General features: G+C 65.4%; 13 protein-coding genes. All 13 read left to right on the forward strand.

Annotated elements, in window-relative coordinates; all coding sequences use genetic code 11:
• The first annotated feature begins 123 nt into the window (after positions 1-123).
• The 13 genes from AC1RCO_RS27200 to AC1RCO_RS27260 all read left to right on the forward strand — a co-directional run bounded on the left by AC1RCO_RS27200 (position 124) and on the right by AC1RCO_RS27260 (position 15,651).
• Positions 124-1,557 (forward strand): undecaprenyl-phosphate glucose phosphotransferase, encoded by a 1,434-nt coding sequence (locus AC1RCO_RS27200; RefSeq protein ID WP_492618226.1) that lies wholly within the window; start codon positions 124-126, stop codon positions 1,555-1,557.
• Complete coding sequence (locus AC1RCO_RS27205) at positions 1,558-3,015, forward strand: mannose-1-phosphate guanylyltransferase/mannose-6-phosphate isomerase (RefSeq protein ID WP_011062484.1); 1,458 nt, start codon at positions 1,558-1,560, stop codon at positions 3,013-3,015.
• 68 nt (positions 3,016-3,083) lie between these two features.
• The gene (locus AC1RCO_RS27210) at positions 3,084-3,860 is read left to right on the forward strand and encodes a polysaccharide biosynthesis/export family protein (protein ID WP_072450601.1); all 777 of its coding nucleotides are present in this window, start codon (positions 3,084-3,086) and stop codon (positions 3,858-3,860) included.
• Between the two features lie 18 nt (positions 3,861-3,878).
• Positions 3,879-5,873 carry a lipopolysaccharide biosynthesis protein gene (locus AC1RCO_RS27215; RefSeq protein WP_072442890.1) on the forward strand — a complete coding sequence of 665 codons (1,995 nt, stop codon included), beginning with the start codon at positions 3,879-3,881 and terminating at the stop codon, positions 5,871-5,873.
• The gene (locus AC1RCO_RS27220; RefSeq protein WP_492618227.1) at positions 5,873-7,069 is read left to right on the forward strand and encodes a glycosyltransferase; all 1,197 of its coding nucleotides are present in this window, start codon (positions 5,873-5,875) and stop codon (positions 7,067-7,069) included. The genes AC1RCO_RS27215 and AC1RCO_RS27220 overlap by 1 nt, the downstream gene beginning before the upstream one ends.
• Positions 7,059-8,354 carry a cellulase family glycosylhydrolase gene (locus AC1RCO_RS27225; RefSeq protein WP_065365491.1) on the forward strand — a complete coding sequence of 432 codons (1,296 nt, stop codon included), beginning with the start codon at positions 7,059-7,061 and terminating at the stop codon, positions 8,352-8,354. Before AC1RCO_RS27220 ends, AC1RCO_RS27225 begins: the two co-directional genes overlap by 11 nt.
• A gap of 2 nt (positions 8,355-8,356) precedes the next feature.
• Entirely contained in the window at positions 8,357-9,574 is a 1,218-nt protein-coding gene (locus AC1RCO_RS27230) for a glycosyltransferase family 4 protein (RefSeq protein ID WP_103408132.1), read from the forward strand.
• Positions 9,565-10,665: a glycosyltransferase family 4 protein gene (locus tag AC1RCO_RS27235; RefSeq protein WP_492618228.1), complete on the forward strand. Its 1,101-nt coding sequence runs from the start codon at positions 9,565-9,567 to the stop codon at positions 10,663-10,665. Before AC1RCO_RS27230 ends, AC1RCO_RS27235 begins: the two co-directional genes overlap by 10 nt.
• Complete coding sequence (locus AC1RCO_RS27240; protein WP_011062491.1) at positions 10,665-12,083, forward strand: O-antigen ligase family protein; 1,419 nt, start codon at positions 10,665-10,667, stop codon at positions 12,081-12,083. The genes AC1RCO_RS27235 and AC1RCO_RS27240 overlap by 1 nt, the downstream gene beginning before the upstream one ends.
• The gene (locus tag AC1RCO_RS27245) at positions 12,080-12,901 is read left to right on the forward strand and encodes an acyltransferase (protein ID WP_011062492.1); all 822 of its coding nucleotides are present in this window, start codon (positions 12,080-12,082) and stop codon (positions 12,899-12,901) included. The genes AC1RCO_RS27240 and AC1RCO_RS27245 overlap by 4 nt, the downstream gene beginning before the upstream one ends.
• A 9-nt stretch (positions 12,902-12,910) precedes the next feature.
• Positions 12,911-14,326 carry a lipid II flippase MurJ gene (locus AC1RCO_RS27250; protein ID WP_492618229.1) on the forward strand — a complete coding sequence of 472 codons (1,416 nt, stop codon included), beginning with the start codon at positions 12,911-12,913 and terminating at the stop codon, positions 14,324-14,326.
• 16 nt (positions 14,327-14,342) lie between these two features.
• Positions 14,343-15,269: a glycosyltransferase family 2 protein gene (locus AC1RCO_RS27255; protein ID WP_041119361.1), complete on the forward strand. Its 927-nt coding sequence runs from the start codon at positions 14,343-14,345 to the stop codon at positions 15,267-15,269.
• A 127-nt stretch (positions 15,270-15,396) separates the two neighbouring features.
• On the forward strand, positions 15,397-15,651 hold the full coding sequence (locus AC1RCO_RS27260) for a hypothetical protein (protein ID WP_041119363.1): 255 nt from the start codon (positions 15,397-15,399) through the stop codon (positions 15,649-15,651).
• The last annotated feature ends 23 nt before the right edge of the window (positions 15,652-15,674 follow it).

The following is a 15,674-nucleotide window of genomic DNA, read 5'->3' on the forward strand; positions in this document are numbered from 1 at the left end:
GGGGATGAAGGGACGTGGCTTTTTTCGGTGCCGGGACCAGACGACGGGAAGTCGCAAACATTGCGAACTTCCTCGCGATCTCTCCAGTCAACCGGTGTGCCTTAGGTCGAGGGAATTGATCTTATGCGGTTGCAACCTGTAGACAGCCTGTTACTGACTCGCCCCAGCATGGTCGAGTACTTCCTGTTCGGCATCCGTGTGGTTCATGGGCTGACTGCAATCCTTCCCGGGCTGCTGCTGATCCTGCTGTCCAACAACAGCCAGGAAGCCTTGAAAAGCGAACTGACCCTGCTGGTGTTCTTCGCCCTCATCAGCGTGCTGATCTTCCAGGCCCTGGGGGTGTACGCCGAATCCATCTTCAGCAACCAGCTGCGCTTCCAGCTGACCCTCTTCGCCTGGGCCTCGTCCTTTTGCGTGCTGCTGTTCATGCATCACTCGATGCAGATGTTCAACACCATCGGCAACCCCGAGCTGTTCGGCTGGTTTGCCGGCAGCTTCGTGCTGTTCGGCATCGAGCGCCTGGTGCTGCTGACCCTGTTCCAGCAGTTGATGCAGCGCGGCGTGTTCCTGCAGAACGCGGTGATTCTCGGCGCCACGGAAAACGGCCAGCGCCTGGCCGAATACCTGGCCCAGCATCAGGACATCCGCTCAGGAGTGACCGGTTTCATCGACGACCGCATCGGCCGCCTGCCCAAGACCCTGTGCAACCTGCCGCTGCTGGGCAACTCCAGCGACCTGGAACGGCTGATCCGCGAGGAAAAGGTTACCCAGGTCCTGGTGGCGCTGCCCTGGTCGGCGGAAAACCGCATGGCCTATGTCATCCGCGAGCTGCGAAGGCTGCCGGTGAATGTGCTGCTGGTGCCCGACATGGTGGCCTTCCGGCACGCCCACAACCGCATCACCGAAGTCGCCAACCTGCCGATGTTCAACGCCTCCGAAGTGCCGTTGCGGGGCTGGTCGCCGTTCTTCAAGCGCCTGGAAGACATGGTGCTGTCGAGCATCGCCCTGGTGCTGCTGTCGCCGGTGATGCTGCTGGTGGCACTGGCGATCAAGCTGGACTCCAGCGGCCCGGTGCTGTTCAAGCAGAAGCGCTACGGCTACAACAACCGGCTGATCGAGGTCTACAAGTTCCGCTCGATGCACCAGCACATGGCCGACGCCCATGCCGAAAAGCAGACCACCCGGGGCGACCCGCGCATCACCCGGGTCGGGCGCTTCATTCGCAAGACCAGCCTCGATGAACTACCCCAGCTGTTCAATGTGTTCGGCGGCAGCATGTCCATGGTCGGGCCGCGCCCCCATGCCACCGCGACCAAGGCCGCCGGCATTCTCTTCGAAGAGGCGGTCAAGGAGTACACCTCGCGCCACCGGGTCAAGCCGGGGATCACCGGCCTGGCGCAGATCAACGGCTATCGGGGCGAAACCGATACCCTGGAAAAAATCGAGAAACGTGTCGAGTTCGACCTGGAATACATTGAAAACTGGTCGGTCTGGTTCGACCTGTACATCCTCTTCCGCACTGTTCCATCCGTGATCATGACCCGCGAGGCCTTCTGAATGAGCACACTCATTCCCTGCATCATTGCTGGCGGCGCCGGCACCCGCCTGTGGCCGGTATCCCGCGAGGCGATGCCCAAGCCCTTCATGCGCCTGCCAGACGGCGAAAGCCTGCTGCAGAAAACCTTCGTGCGCGCCACCGCGCTCAAGGACGTCGGCCGCCTGTTGACGGTGACCAACCGCGAAGTGTTCTTTCGCACCCTCGACGACTATCGCCTGCTGAACAAGGCCAGGGTGGAGCTGGACTTCATCCTTGAGCCGTTCGGGCGCAACACCGCACCGGCCATCGCTGCCGCCGCCCTGCACGTGAGCCGCCTGTATGGCGATGATGCACAGCTGCTGGTGCTGCCCGCCGACCACCTGATCAAGGATGTGCAGGCTTTCGCCAACGCCGTGGACAGCGCCCGGCAATTGGCCGAGCAAGGCTGGCTGGTGACCTTCGGCCTGGTGCCCACCCATGCCGAGACCGGCTTTGGCTATATCGAGAAAGGCCAGGGCCTGAACAAGGACAGCTTCCAGGTCAGCCGCTTCGTCGAGAAACCCGACGCCGCCACCGCCCAGCGTTATGTCGATGGCGGCCTGCATCTGTGGAACGGCGGGATGTTCTGCATGCGTGCCGACGTGATCCTGCAGGAACTGCGCGAGTTCGTGCCCGAGGTGGTCAGCGCCGTCGAACACTGCCTGGAGCAGAGCCACCGCAAGGAGGGCAAGCACGAACTGCAAGTGGAGCTGGATGGCGACAGCTTTGCCCAGGCCCCGGACATCTCCATCGACTACGCGGTGATGGAGCGCTCGAAGAAAGTCGCCGTGGTGCCCTGCCAGCTGGGCTGGAGCGACATCGGCTCCTGGCAGGCAGTGCGCGAGCTGACCCCGGCGGACGAACATGGCAACCAGTGCAACGGCGAGACCGTGCTGCACGATGTCAGCAACTGCTATATCGACTCGCGCAAGCGCCTGGTGGGCGGGGTCGGGCTGAACAACCTGATCATCATCGACACTCCGGACGCCCTGCTGGTAGCCGACGGCAACCGCAGCCAGGACGTCAAGCTGATCGCCCAGGAACTCAAGCGCCTGGGCCACGACGCCTACAAGCTGCACCGCACCGTGACCCGTCCCTGGGGCACCTACACCGTGCTCGAGGAAGGGCCGCGCTTCAAGATCAAACGCATCATGGTCAAGCCCAATGCCTCGCTGTCGCTGCAGATGCACCACCACCGCAGCGAACACTGGATCGTGGTCAGCGGCATGGCCCTGGTCACCAATGGCGAGGACGAGTTCCTGCTCAATACCAATGAGTCCACCTTCATCAAGCCCGGCCGCACTCACCGCCTGGTCAATCCCGGGGTGATCGACCTGGTGATGATCGAAGTGCAGAGCGGGGAGTACCTCGGCGAAGACGACATTGTGCGCTTCAACGACATTTACGGGCGGGCTCCCGCCGAAGCCGCCAAGACCTGAACTGACGCTCCAAGCAGCAATCTGGCCCGACAGGGAGTTGTGACTATGCACGCCAGGAAGACCGCTCGATGAAAAGACTCCTGCTGATTTCCAGTGTTCTCATGCTCTGCGCCTGCTCCATTCCGGCAAAGGTGGAGCTGCCGCCCAGCCAGGACCTGGAGGCCGCCCATCGGGCCGGTGATGCCCTGGCCGGCCAACCGTTGCCGCCCCAGCGGATTCGCCCGGGGGACACCCTGCGCATCGTCCGCAACACTGGTGAGGCGCCATCGATCTCGGCATTCACCGCCAACTCGATCTACGAACTGACGCTGTTCACCGTGCTCAACGATGGCACCTTCGCCTACCCCTATGCCGGGCAGGTCAAGGCCGCGGGGCTGACTCCGCAGCAACTGACCCAGGTCCTGGAAAACAAGCTGAAGAACATCTACCAGGACTCGGCACTGACCGTGAACATCAACCAGGCACCGGGCAACACCGTGTTCGTCGGCGGCTCGGTACGCAACCCGGCGTCCCTGCCGGTGACCGTGACCACCACGCTGGAGCAGGCCATAGTCGGCGCCGGGGGCCTCTTGAACGTGGGCGACAGCCGCAATATCGCCCTGCTGCGCGAGGGCGAGGACGGCCGCTACAAGACCTATTTCTTCGACTACCGCAAATTCATGATCGCCGGCAACGCCGGCGCCGCCCCGGTGCTGCTGCAACGCGGCGACGTGGTGTTCGTGCCCAAGTCCAGCGTCGGCAACGGCATTGAATGGGTGGATGTGTACCTCAACCAGTTGATTCCGTTCACCAAGTCGATCGGCATCGGGGCGAGTTACGAAATCAACCGTCAATCCACCAATTGATCGCCAAGGACAGCACTCATGATCAATATCCGTTCCTTTCGCGATCTGCTGCGGTTGTTCTTCATCTTCAAGCGCGAGGTCAAGATCACCGTCCTGGTGACCTTCGTCATCATCCTGCTGGGCGCCTTCCTGCTGCCCAATCGCTTCGAGTCCACCGCCCTGCTGCTGGTCAAGCCGGGGCGCGACACCAGCACCCTGCCGATCGAGATCGCCGATCGCCAGGCTGTGGTGATTCCCAGCGCCCAGCGTGATCCGATCATCGATGAGGAGCGCATCCTCGGCGGCGAGCCCATCGCCCGCAAAGTGGCGGAAAAGTACCTCGACGACCTGTCCCGCCAGCCCCAGCCAAGTGGTGCCCTGGCCACCCTCAAGAACGCAGTGAAAGGCGCGGTGGAAGGCATCGTCGACCTGCTGCGCGGGGCCCTGCAACTGGTGGGCCTGGTGGAGAAGCAGACCCCGGTGGAACGCCTGACCGAACGCATGTTGAAAAGCTTCAGCGTGACCCACGCCGCAGGCTCCTCGGTGATGGAAGTGAGCTTTACCTGGAACGACCCCAAAGTGGCCCAGACAGTGGTCAAGAGCTGGATCGAGCAGTACCAGCAGGAACGCGCGCAAACCCTCGGGCGCAAAAGCCTGTACGCCTTCTATGAAACCGAAAGTGGCGCCACCAACCAGCGCATCCTCGGCTACAAGAAGCAGATCGCCGACTACCTGAACCAACTGGGGGCGGTGAGCATCGAGGAGCGCCTGAACGATATCTCGCGCAACCTCAACAACCTCAAGGGCGAACACCTCAATACCACCCGAGCAGTGGCGTCCACTCGCAGCGGCCTGGAGACCATCCAGAAGCAGCTCAACAGCATGAAGAAAGAAATCAGCATCGGCCGCCAGATGAGCCTCAACCCGGACCGCCAGGACCTGCAGCAGCGAATCAACGCCAAGCAGATCGAGCGTCAGGAAATGCTCCGCACCTTCAAGGAAGGCGCCCCTCCGGTCCGCGCCATGGATGCGGCAATCGCCAACCTGCAAGCCTTGCTGAAATCGGAAAGCGGCACTGTGCAACGCAGCGAAAACCTGGCCCCGAACCCGGTCTATACCCGCCTGCAGAACAGCTTCGCCGACCAGCAGGCCAGCCTCAGCCGCCTGCAGACCCAGGCCGCCCAGCAGGAAACCCAGTTGCTCAAGCTCGAACAGGAACGGCGCCAGGCGCTGGCCGTGGAACCTGAACTGGCACGCCTGCAACGGGAACTGAGCGCGGCGGAAAAAAGCTTCGCGCTGTACAGCGACAGCACCGAGAAAGCCCGCATCGACCGCGAGCTGGACCAGAGCCAGATCAGCAACATCGCGGTGATCGAAGAAGCCACCTTCAAACCCAGCCGGGTCTTTCCCAAGAGCCTGAGCATGCTGCTCGCCGCCATCCCCCTGAGCCTGGCAGTGGGCCTGCTGGCGCTGTACTTCTTCTATCTGCTGGACCAGCGCATCCATGACGGCGACCAGATCGAGGAGCGCTTCGGGGTCAAGGTCTGGACCAGCCTGCAGGACCTCGACAGCCACCTGCCGCAACGCAACAGCGCCTTCACCGCCAGCCTCTACCGCCTGTACGGCATCCTGCCCCTCAAGCAGGTGGCACTGCAGGGGCTGGTGATCGGCCTGACCTCGGCACGCCGAGGCGAAGGCGTGAGCTTCGTCACCGCGCACCTGCGCGACCTGCTCCAGGAGCGCGGGCACGTGGTGCGGGTCAATGGCGCACCCAACGCGGTGCCCGGCGAAATCGTCCTGCTGGAAGCCTCGGGCTTCTTCTCCAACCAGGAAGCCTTCGTCAGCCTGCGCGAGGCCGACCTGATCGCCCTGATCGTCGAAGCCGAAACCACCACGGTGCCCGTGCTGCAAAACGCCCTGTCGATTCTCACCACCGCCTTCAAGCGGGTCGACGGAATCATCATCAACCGCCGGCGCTTCGGCATCCCGGAGAACGTGCTGAACTTCCTGGCGCGGATCAGGAGCCCCCACTGATGCACATTGCCCTGCTGGCACCCATGCCTCCCGAGCAGAACGGCATTGCCGACTACGCCGCGCACCTGCGCGCCGCGCTGGAAGGCCTGGGGCTGAAAGTCAGCACGCCCCTGGCCGGGCTGGGCAACGACCCGCAACGCGCCATCGAGCGGGTGGCGCACAGTGACTGGCAGGGGATCGACCTGGTGCACGCCGAGCTGGGCGGTGGCCGGCTGGCGGAGTTTCATGCTCTCAAGGCGTTGCGCGAGCGTTTCCCCAGCCTGCCGCTGAGCGCCACGGTGCACGACCCCGAACGCCTGGTCTGGCGCCGGGCCTGCCTGCCCTGGCCGCTGTCCCTGGCCACGCGGCTGCCCTCACCGCTGCCACAGATCGCCACGGTACTGACCGACCCCTTGTGCCTGCACGAAGAAAAGCAGCTGGCCCGCAGCCTCACCCGGCTGATCACCCTGACCCACGCCGGCGGCGCCTGCCTGCGCCAGCGCATGGGGTTGCGTGCGGAGCAGATGGTGGTGATCCCCCACGGCAACCTGGCCATTCCCGCCCGGCCACTGCCGCCGCTGAGCCCGTTGAGGCTGCTGTATTTCGGCTTCATCTACCGCGGCAAGGGCATCGAGGATCTGCTGGATGCACTGGCCATGGCCTTCGCCCAGCAACCGGCAATGCGCGAGCGCATGCGCCTGACCCTGGCCGGGGGCAGTGAACCGGAAATGGCCTTCGGCAGCGCCGGCAGCTACCTCGACCAGTTGCGCCAGCACATCCAGCGCCTGAACCTGCAGGACAGCATCGACTGGCAACTGGACCTGCCGGCCACGGACATTCCCAAGGTGATCCAGGCCCACCACGTGATGGTCCTGCCCTACCGCGAGTCGAGCAAGCTCAAGCTCCTGGGCACGCTGCGGGGGACCAGTGGCGCCCTGTCCTGGGCGGTGGCCTGCGGTCGCGGCGCCATCACCTCCGACGCCCGCTCCTTCGCCGAAGAGGTGGCCCAGGACAACGGCGTGATCTTTCCCCAGGGCAACGTCGCCGCCCTGGCCGCCGAACTCAGCCACTTGTGCGCCAGCCCGGAACGGGTGGAGCGCTGGGCCGAGCACGCCGCGGTGATCGGCTCCCGGCGGGTCTGGAGCCATACCGCCGAGCGCTTTGCCCGGGTGTTCAGCGATGCCTGTGGAGGCCCGGCCCATGCCTATGCGACGTAGCTCGGCGATTGCCCTGCTGGTGCTCGCCTGCCTGTCCTGGAACGCCCTGGCGGATACCACCCTGCGCGCGCCGCGAGCGGTGGTGTGGAAGGATTTTCTCGGGGTCAACGCGCAGTTCCAGTACTTCACCCCCGGCGTCTACCAGAAGCAAATGGACCGGCTCGATGCCCTGGGCCTGAGCTGGGTCCGCCTGGCCATTCACTGGGCCATGATCGAACCCAGCGAGAATGACCTGCAGCTGGACACCCTGGACGCCGCGATGAACGCCATGCAGGGCCGCCAGTACCGGGTCCTGGCCTACATGGTGGGTTCGGCGCCCTTCGCCGCCAACGTGCCCAGCGGCTCGCCCCCTTCCGACCAGTACCCGCCCAAGGACTTCAACGTCTTCGCCCAGCGCATGAAAATGCTCGCCCAGCGTTATCCCCAGGTGAACACCTGGCAGGTGTGGAACGAACCCAACATCGTCTGGCTGCCCAAGGAAGACCCCGACGCCTACGACCAGTTGCTCACGACCACCACCAGCGCCATTCGCGCGGCGATTCCCGACAAGCCTGTAGCGACCGCGGGCATGGCCTACTACAGCCAGATGCGCAGCACCCCGGGGCTGATGCTCGAAGACCTGCTGCAACAGGGCCTGGGCACGGAAAACCTGATTGCCGCCTACCACCCCTATTCCGAGCTCCCGGAAGGCGACGATGCCGCGGCCCAGGATTTCCTCGTACGCGGCAACTTCCTCAACAACGCGCTGCACAGCCAGGGCGTGCAACAGGTCTGGGCCACCGAGTGGGGCTGGTCGAGCTACACCAGCGGAGCCCGGGAAATGCAGGCGATGATCGGCGTCAACGGCCAGGCCGACTACACCCTGCGCCGCCTGGCCCTGATGGCGGCCATGGACTACCAGCGGATCTTCCTGTTCAACCTCAGCGACCTGGATGCCCGCGCCAGCAACCGCGACCAGTCCTACGGGCTGGTGGACCTGGCCGGCGAACCCAAGCCGGTCTACAACGCCCTCAAATATTTTCTCGACACCACCGGGCCGAGCCTGGCCCCGGCTGATCCCCCCGGCCTGAGCAACGCCCCGAGCGACTTGTACAGCATCGCCTGGACCCGGCCCGACGGCTCCCACGTCTGGATGTTCTGGAGCGCCAGCGGCGCCAGCCTGCAGGTTCCCGGGCTCAACGCGGCCACGCTGCATGATCCGCTGACCGGCACCCGCACCGAGCTGAGCGGGCAAGCGGGCCTGAGCGTGCCGTTGAAAACCAGCCTGCAACTGTTGGTGTGGTGAGCATGAAAATCCTCTGGACCCTGCCCTACCTGCCCTGGCCCGCCACCAGCGGCGGCAAGACCCGGCAATACCACCTGCTGCGGGCCCTGGCCGCCCGCGGGCACCGCATCACCTTGCTGGTGCAATCGAAAACCCCGTTGGACGACGCCACCCGCGCGGCCCTGGAGCCCTGGCTGGAACGCCTGATCGTGCTGCCGCGGCGGCCGTTGCGCAGCCTCAAGACCCTGTTCTCGGTGCTGTTCGCGCCCTACCCCATGCTGGCCGACGTCAACGGCTTGGCCGTGCCGCTGCAACAGCGTTTTCGCGAGCTGTTGGAGGAACCCTGGGACGTGATCCAGATCGAGCACAGCTACAGCTTCCAGCCCTTCGAACAGCCGCTCAAGCAATTGCAGCGCCCGTTCATCCTCACCGAACACAACGTCGAGTCGGCCCTCGGTGCCGCCAGCTACGACCGCCTGCCGGCCTGGTCGAAACCCTTTACCCGTTACGACCAATGGCGCTACCGGCGCTGGGAACGCCGGGTGTTCCAGCAGGCGGCCCGGGTCATCGCGGTGACCGAACAGGACGCCCTGACCCTGGCCCGGCTGAGTGGCAAACCGGCCGCGGTGGTGGTCAACGGCGTGGACTGCGGGCACTACGCCGCGGTGCAACCGGACCTTGGCAGCCAGCGCCTGCTGTTTATCGGCAACTACGAATACAGCCCCAACCTGGATGCGGTGCAATGGGCCCTGGAAGAGATACTGCCGCGCCTGTGGGCCATCAACCCCGAGGTGCACTTCGCTATCTGCGGCTACGCCCTGCCGGACAGTTTCCGCCAGCGCTGGACCGACCCGCGCATCGAGTGGCAGGGTTTTGTCCCCGACCTGCGGGACCTGCAACGGCGCTCGGCGCTGTTCTTCGCCCCGCTGCGCCAGGGCGGCGGCTCCAAGCTCAAGGTCCTGGAGGCCATGGCCGCCGGCCTGCCGGTAGTCACCACGGCCCAGGGCAGCTCCGGGCTGCAGGTGGAGAACGGCCAGCATTACCTGGGCAGCGAAGACCCCGGGGCCCTGGCGCAGATTCTCGCCCAGGCCCTGGCCGATCCCGAGCGCCTGCAACGCATCGGCGCCGCCGGGCGCGACTACGTGCTGGCCCACCATGACTGGAGCGCCGCGGCGGCCCAGCTGGAAGCGGTCTATCACCAACTCCCCTCTGACAAAGAAGAAGTGTCCGTATGCGCATAGGTCTGGATTACCGCCCCGCCGCGGGCTACAGCAACAGTGGTATCGGCCGGCAGAACCTGGCACTGGAAGACGCCCTGCGCGCCAATCCGCAGGTCAGCCTGCAATTGTTCGGCGTCGCCCCGGAAGACCATCCGCTGCGCCGCCGGGTGCATTGCCCCAGGTGGGGCGCACCACTGCAGGGGGTGCATCGCCTGCCGAACCGGCTGCGCTTCGAGGGCGGTTTTCTGCCCGAGGCCCTGCGTGAGGCCGAGGTGGAGCTGTACATCTGCAACTTCAACATGGGCCTGCCCCTGGGCAGGAAACCTAAGAACCTGCGCTATGTATTGCAACTGCATGACCTGTTCCAACTGACCCTGACCAACAGCCACGGATCGCGGCTCAAGGAGCGGGTCTATGGCCTCACCGACAAGCTCTCCATCGGCCATTCGGTAAAGCAGGCGGACCGCATCTGGACACCTTCGCAGTACACCGCCGACGAACTGGTGAAGCTCTTTCCCCAGGCCCGGGACAAGGTCCGGGTGCTGCCCAACCTGGTTACCGGTTTCCAGGGCGAACCCGCCGACATCCGCGACCTGCAACTGCCCGAGCGCTACTGGCTGGCGGTGGGCACCCGCGAGCCGCGCAAGAACATTCCCTGGTTCGTCGCCGCCTGGCAGGCCGCGCGCCAGCAATCCCCGGACGTACCGGAACTGGTGCTGATCGGCGCACCGGAACACCTGCCCAGCGAGCTGCGCGCCGTGCATGGCCTGCACTTTCTCAACGACCTCAGCGACAGCCAGTTGCATGGGGTGTACCGCCAGGCCCAGCGCCTGTGGCAGCCCTCCTACGCCGAGGGCTTCGGCCTGCCGGTGATAGAGGCCCTGAGTGTCGGCACTCCGGTGGCGGTGGCCAGCGGCTCGGCCCTGGACGAGATCACCCCGGCGGGCAGCCCGCGCTTCTCGCCCACCGACAGCGCCGCGCTGAGCCAGTTGATGGTGCAACTGGCCAGCGCCCCGCCGGAAGACCCCGCCCCCCTCAAGGCCTGGGCGGCCGGCTACGCCGAGGATGCCTATCGCAAGCGCTTCAATGAATTGCTCGAGGAGCTCAAGTAATGCCCATCGCCCTGCCGCTGGCGCTGATCTTCGGCCTGGTTTTCGGCGTGCTGATCTGGTTGCTGCCAGCGCTCAAGGTGCTGGTGCTGATGGTCGGCATCGCAGCGGCGGTGACCGTGGTCCGCCAGCCCATGCGCGGGCTGCTGCTGTTCGCGGTACTGGCGACCTTCCTGCCCTATTCGACGGTGCAGATCGGCCTGCGCACCACCGTCTCCGAAGCCCTGCTGCTGTTGGTCTGGGCCAGCATCCTGGCCCAGGGGCTGTTCTCCAATCTGCCCCGGCCGCCCAGGCTGCTGCGTACCGAGAAGCTGCTGCTGGCCCTGATGGCCTTCAGTGCCCTGCCCTTCATCATCGGCCAGGTGACGGTGAACGCCGATGGCAATGGCCCGGTGAACTGGGTCCGCTGGTTGCTCAACCTCTCGGCGCTGTTTCTGGTGCGACGCCTGTTGCAGCAAGCCAAGGCCCGGGAGCAACTGGTCTGTGGCCTGTTGCTGGGGACCCTGCTGCTCCTGCTGCTGTCGATCCCGGTGTTTCTGAAGAACGGCAGCGCCACGGCCATGACCCCGATCCTCGAAAAGCTCGGCTACGGCGGCATCGCGGTACTGGGCGACAGCCTCAGCGCCCTGGCCAATCGCATGGGCTCGCCGTGGATGCACCCCAACGTCACTGGCGGCGCCATGGCCCTGCTGCTGCCCCTGGCCTTCTGTTTCGGCCTGACCCGCAGCGGCTGGCAGCGTAAACTCGGCCTGGCGGTGGCCTTGCTGGGGGCCGCCGGGCTGCTGCTCTCCGGTTCTCGCGGAGCCTTGCTCAGCCTGCTGATCGTGCTGATCTGGATGGCCCGCCAGCGGGTGCCCTACACCGGGCGCATGCTGATGGGTGGCTTCGTTCTCGGGGCCTTGCTGCTGATGTCCTATCCGCCCTTGCAGGACCGCCTGCTGACCCTGTTCACCTCCAACGATGCCAGCACCAGCGTGCGGGTCGACGAGTACTCGCACTTCCCCGCCGCCATGGCGATGTTCCCCTTCGGCATCGGCTTCAAGGTCGACCCACCCGTGCCCGGCACCGGCCTGTGGGGGATTTCCAACCTGTGGCTGAACTACATCTACAAGATCGGCGTGCCCGGCATGCTGCTGTTCGTCGCGGTGATCTGGAGCTGGTGGCGGGAAACCCGGGTTCCCGGGGTGGCCATCCAGTTGAATCGGGACAACGCCCTCTGGCTGGGCAGCGGGGCCGGCCTCAGCGCCGCACTGATCAGCGGCCTGTTCGACCATTACTTCAGCTTCACCCAGGTGTTGATCGCCCTGTTCTGGCTGCTGCTGGGCCTGAACCTGCATGAAGCCAGACGCCTGCGACTCAAGGCCGGCGCTGCGGCGCCCAGGGTTACTCCAGACTCCCCACCCTCAGGAATCCAGCCATGAAACATCGCCTCTTCCACTCGCAGAACCTGAAACAGGCCTTGCCTGACTATGCGCAGAAAATGGGGGTGAGCCTTGCAGAACTGGAGGCGGCCTATCAGTGGATGCTGGAGAACGATGTCGTGTTCGAGCAACCGCTCAAGGGCAACGTGCTGACCTACATCAGCTACCTGAACATCGAATCGAAGATCGAGCCGCCCCTGCCCCGGCGCTTCTACAAACTGCTGGGCCGCGAACTCAAGGGGGCGCTGATTCCCATGTACGGAATCAACTGGCCGACCCTGCGCGACCGCATGCTGCGGGTCTGGGAGCAGATCTACAACATCCTCATCTGCAAGATCCCCAGCCACACCCTGCGCCTGTTCTGGCTGCGCCTTGGCGGCGCGAAGATCGGCAAGGGCTCCACGGTGTGGCGCAATACCGAGGTGCTGGGTGTCGACAGCCTGCGCATCGGCCAGGACAGTACCGTGGCCTGGCACTGCCAGTTGGACGCCCGGGGCGGGCTGATCATTGGCGACCATGTGACCATCGCCTCCCATGTGCTGATCATCGCCGGTGGCCACGACCTCAAGGAGCCGGAATTCTGGGCCATCGGCGGGCCGATCTACATCCATGACTACGCCTGGATCGCCAGCCGCGCCCTGCTGTCGTTTGGCGCCGAGATCGGCGAAGGCGCGGTGGTCGGCGGGCAGACCGTGGTGTCCAAGCCGGTACCACCCTACGCCATCGTCAGCGGGCCGGACGCGGCGATCAAGGGCGAGCGCTGCCGCAACCTCAACTACAAAGTGGGCGGCAAAGGCCTGTTCACTTTGTTCCACTAAGCCCGGCCCATGTTCGGCGCGACGCTGTGGTTGACCCTGGCCACCCTGACCGGGCTGGCCGCCGGCTTTGCCCGGGAATGGCTGCTGGTGGCGGCCTGGGGCGCCGGTGGCCAGAGCGATGGTTTCCTGGTGGCGATGTTCCTGCCCGAGGCCCTGCGCATGGCCCTGGCTGCGGGCCTGCTGAGCGCCGCCGCGCTGCCGCTGTACCAGCAGCGCTCGGCCGGGGAGCAACAGGCCTGGCTCAGTGCCCTGGCCCCCCGCCTGTTGCTGTGTGGGCTGCTGCTGGCGCTGCTGCTGAGCCTCGGCGCGCCGCTATGGGTACGCCTGATCGGCCCCGGCCTGGGCAGCGACGGTTATGCCCTGGCCAGCGGCGGCCTGCACTGGCTGGCCTGGTGCGCACCGGGGTTCATTCTTCACGGCCTGTTCTGCGTCCCTCTGCAGGCTCGCGCCCGCTTTGTCCTGGCGGGCCTGGGCTCGCTGCTGTTCAACCTGCCGCCAGTGATCTACCTGGCGAGCCTGCACCATGCCGCCACCCCCACCGGGCTGGCCGCGGCCTGTGTGCTCGGCAGCCTGCTGATGCCAACGGTGCTGTTGCCGAGCCTGCTGCGCGATGGCTGGCGGCCCTGGCGCATGCAGGCCGCGCCCGGGGCCGGGCGCGAGTTGCTGCAACGCATCGGCCCGCTGCTGAGCAGCAACCTCGCCAGCCAGGGCCTGGCCCTGCTGGAGCGCATGGCGGCCTCATTGCTGGGTGAAGGGGCGGTCACCTGGATCAACCTGGCACGCAAGCTGATCAACCTGCCGCTGATCGCCCTGATGAGCCTCAACCAGGTGCTGCTCGGGCTGATGAGCGGCAGCTCCGGCGAACAGCGCCTGGACCTGCTGCGCAAAGGCCTGAGCAGCGCCACCCTGCTGACCATTCCTGCAGTGGTCGGGCTGATTGGCGCCGCCGCCGCGCTGGTGCACCTGCTGCTGCCCAATCAAGCGGCGGACAGCCCCTTGCCGGAGCTCTTGGCCTGGTTCTCGGTACCGCTGATGTTCGGCGCCTGGAACGCCCTGCTGGCGCGCTACGCCTATGCCGCCGGCGACACCCGCATGCCGCTCAATTGCGAACTGGCCGGCAGCCTGCTCAATGCCCTGCTGCTGGCGGCGCTGCCGTATTTCCTCGGTTTGATCGGCATCGCCCTGGCGGCGATCTGCGGGGTGATCCTCACCGACCTGCTGCTGATGCGCCGCCAGCAGTTGCTGGGGCTGGTGCCTTGGCGCAGTCATTGGCTGATCGGCCTGGGTGGCATGGCCCTGGCGGCGCTCTTCCTGCATCCGCTGACCTCGATCTGGTGGCAACTGGGCCTGAGCAGCGCCTGCGGCCTGCTGCTGTTGCTGATCCTCGCGGCCTGGCTGCGGCCCTGGCGCCAGAACCTGACCTGAACCGGAGGCTTGGACAATGTCGACACTGCGCGTGGCCTGTGTGATTCCCACCTACAACGGTTGCCAGGACCTGGCGCGGCTGCTGGATTCCCTGGAAATCCAGAGCGCGCCCTTCGATACCCTGATCGTCGACTCCAGCTCCAGCGACGGTACCTACGAGCTGGCGCTGGCACGCTGCGCCAATGTGCTGCGCATCGACAGCCGCGACTTCAACCACGGCGGCACCCGGCAACTGATGGTGGAGCGCAACGCCGATTACGACCTCTATGTGTTCATGACCCAGGATGCCTACCTGGAGGATGCCGAAGGTCTCGCCCGCATCGTCGCGCCCTTCGCCGACCCGCAAGTGGGAGCCGTGTGCGGTCGCCAGTTGCCGCACCTCGATGCCAGCCCCCTGGCCAGCCATGCGCGGTTGTTCAACTACCCGCCGACTTCCCAGGTGAAAAGCCTGGCCGATGTGCCGGCACTGGGGATCAAGACCGCCTTCATGTCCAACTCGTTTTCCGCCTACCGGCGCGAGGCGCTGATGCAGGTCGGCGGCTTTCCCAACCATGTGATCCTGTCCGAAGACATGTATGTGGGCGCGAAGATGCTGCTGGCCGGCTGGAAGGTTGCCTATGAAGGCAGCGCCTGCTGCCGCCACTCCCATAACTACAGCCTCAAGGAAGAGTTCCGCCGCTACTTCGACATTGGCGTATTCCATGCCCGGGAACCCTGGATCCGCCAGGCCTTCGGTGGCGCCGGTGGCGAAGGCCTGCGCTACGTCCGGTCCGAACTGCGCTTCCTCGGCCCCGGGCGCCTGGGGCAGTGGCCCGGGTCGCTGCTGCGCAACGCGGTGAAGCTCTTCGCCTACAAACTCAGCCAGCAGGAGCGCTACCTGCCCCTGGGCCTGAAAAGAAAACTCGGCATGTACAAGCGCTATTGGGACAGCCCCTATGCCTGAACCGAGCCCCCAGGCCTAAAGTGAATTTTCTGACCGAAGAAAGAGAATCACCTGAATTGACCCTGCGGGGCCAATCAGTGACTGTGCATGTCAGGCACTGACGCCTCATACAAGGAAGTGCACCGTCATGAAAGACAAGGAGTTTTATCCGCAAGCGCGATCACCGCTCAAGCATCTGCAGGGCCAGCCCTGGGTGACCGCCCGCTCCCCCCGGGAGCTCGACCTGCCTCTCTCCTCGCAGCCGCTGCCGCGTCATTGTCGGCACCTGTCGTGGCTCAAGCGCCTGGCCAGGGCGGTACTGGCCGCTGCACTGCTGGCGGGCCTGGTGACCTGGGGTTTGCACAGCCGCTTCGGCCTGTTGCTGCTGTTGCTGCTGCGCTAAACCGCTCGGCGCGGGCCGGTGGC

This window comes from Pseudomonas sp. GW823-FHT03E05 (genome assembly GCF_058796855.1).

What these genes read in the sequence shown, in the direction of transcription:
- AC1RCO_RS27230 (WP_103408132.1), top strand. Translation starts at nt 8,357, where the DNA reads ATGAAAATCCTCTGGACCCTGCCCTACCTGCCCTGGCCCGCCACCAGC.
- AC1RCO_RS27225 (WP_065365491.1), top strand. Translation starts at nt 7,059, where the DNA reads ATGCGACGTAGCTCGGCGATTGCCCTGCTGGTGCTCGCCTGCCTGTCC.
- AC1RCO_RS27205 (WP_011062484.1), top strand. Translation starts at nt 1,558, where the DNA reads ATGAGCACACTCATTCCCTGCATCATTGCTGGCGGCGCCGGCACCCGC.
- AC1RCO_RS27235 (WP_492618228.1), top strand. Translation starts at nt 9,565, where the DNA reads ATGCGCATAGGTCTGGATTACCGCCCCGCCGCGGGCTACAGCAACAGT.
- AC1RCO_RS27260 (WP_041119363.1), top strand. Translation starts at nt 15,397, where the DNA reads ATGAAAGACAAGGAGTTTTATCCGCAAGCGCGATCACCGCTCAAGCAT.
- AC1RCO_RS27215 (WP_072442890.1), top strand. Translation starts at nt 3,879, where the DNA reads ATGATCAATATCCGTTCCTTTCGCGATCTGCTGCGGTTGTTCTTCATC.
- AC1RCO_RS27250 (WP_492618229.1), top strand. Translation starts at nt 12,911, where the DNA reads ATGTTCGGCGCGACGCTGTGGTTGACCCTGGCCACCCTGACCGGGCTG.
- AC1RCO_RS27210 (WP_072450601.1), top strand. Translation starts at nt 3,084, where the DNA reads ATGAAAAGACTCCTGCTGATTTCCAGTGTTCTCATGCTCTGCGCCTGC.
- AC1RCO_RS27220 (WP_492618227.1), top strand. Translation starts at nt 5,873, where the DNA reads ATGCACATTGCCCTGCTGGCACCCATGCCTCCCGAGCAGAACGGCATT.
- AC1RCO_RS27245 (WP_011062492.1), top strand. Translation starts at nt 12,080, where the DNA reads ATGAAACATCGCCTCTTCCACTCGCAGAACCTGAAACAGGCCTTGCCT.
- AC1RCO_RS27240 (WP_011062491.1), top strand. Translation starts at nt 10,665, where the DNA reads ATGCCCATCGCCCTGCCGCTGGCGCTGATCTTCGGCCTGGTTTTCGGC.
- AC1RCO_RS27255 (WP_041119361.1), top strand. Translation starts at nt 14,343, where the DNA reads ATGTCGACACTGCGCGTGGCCTGTGTGATTCCCACCTACAACGGTTGC.
- AC1RCO_RS27200 (WP_492618226.1), top strand. Translation starts at nt 124, where the DNA reads ATGCGGTTGCAACCTGTAGACAGCCTGTTACTGACTCGCCCCAGCATG.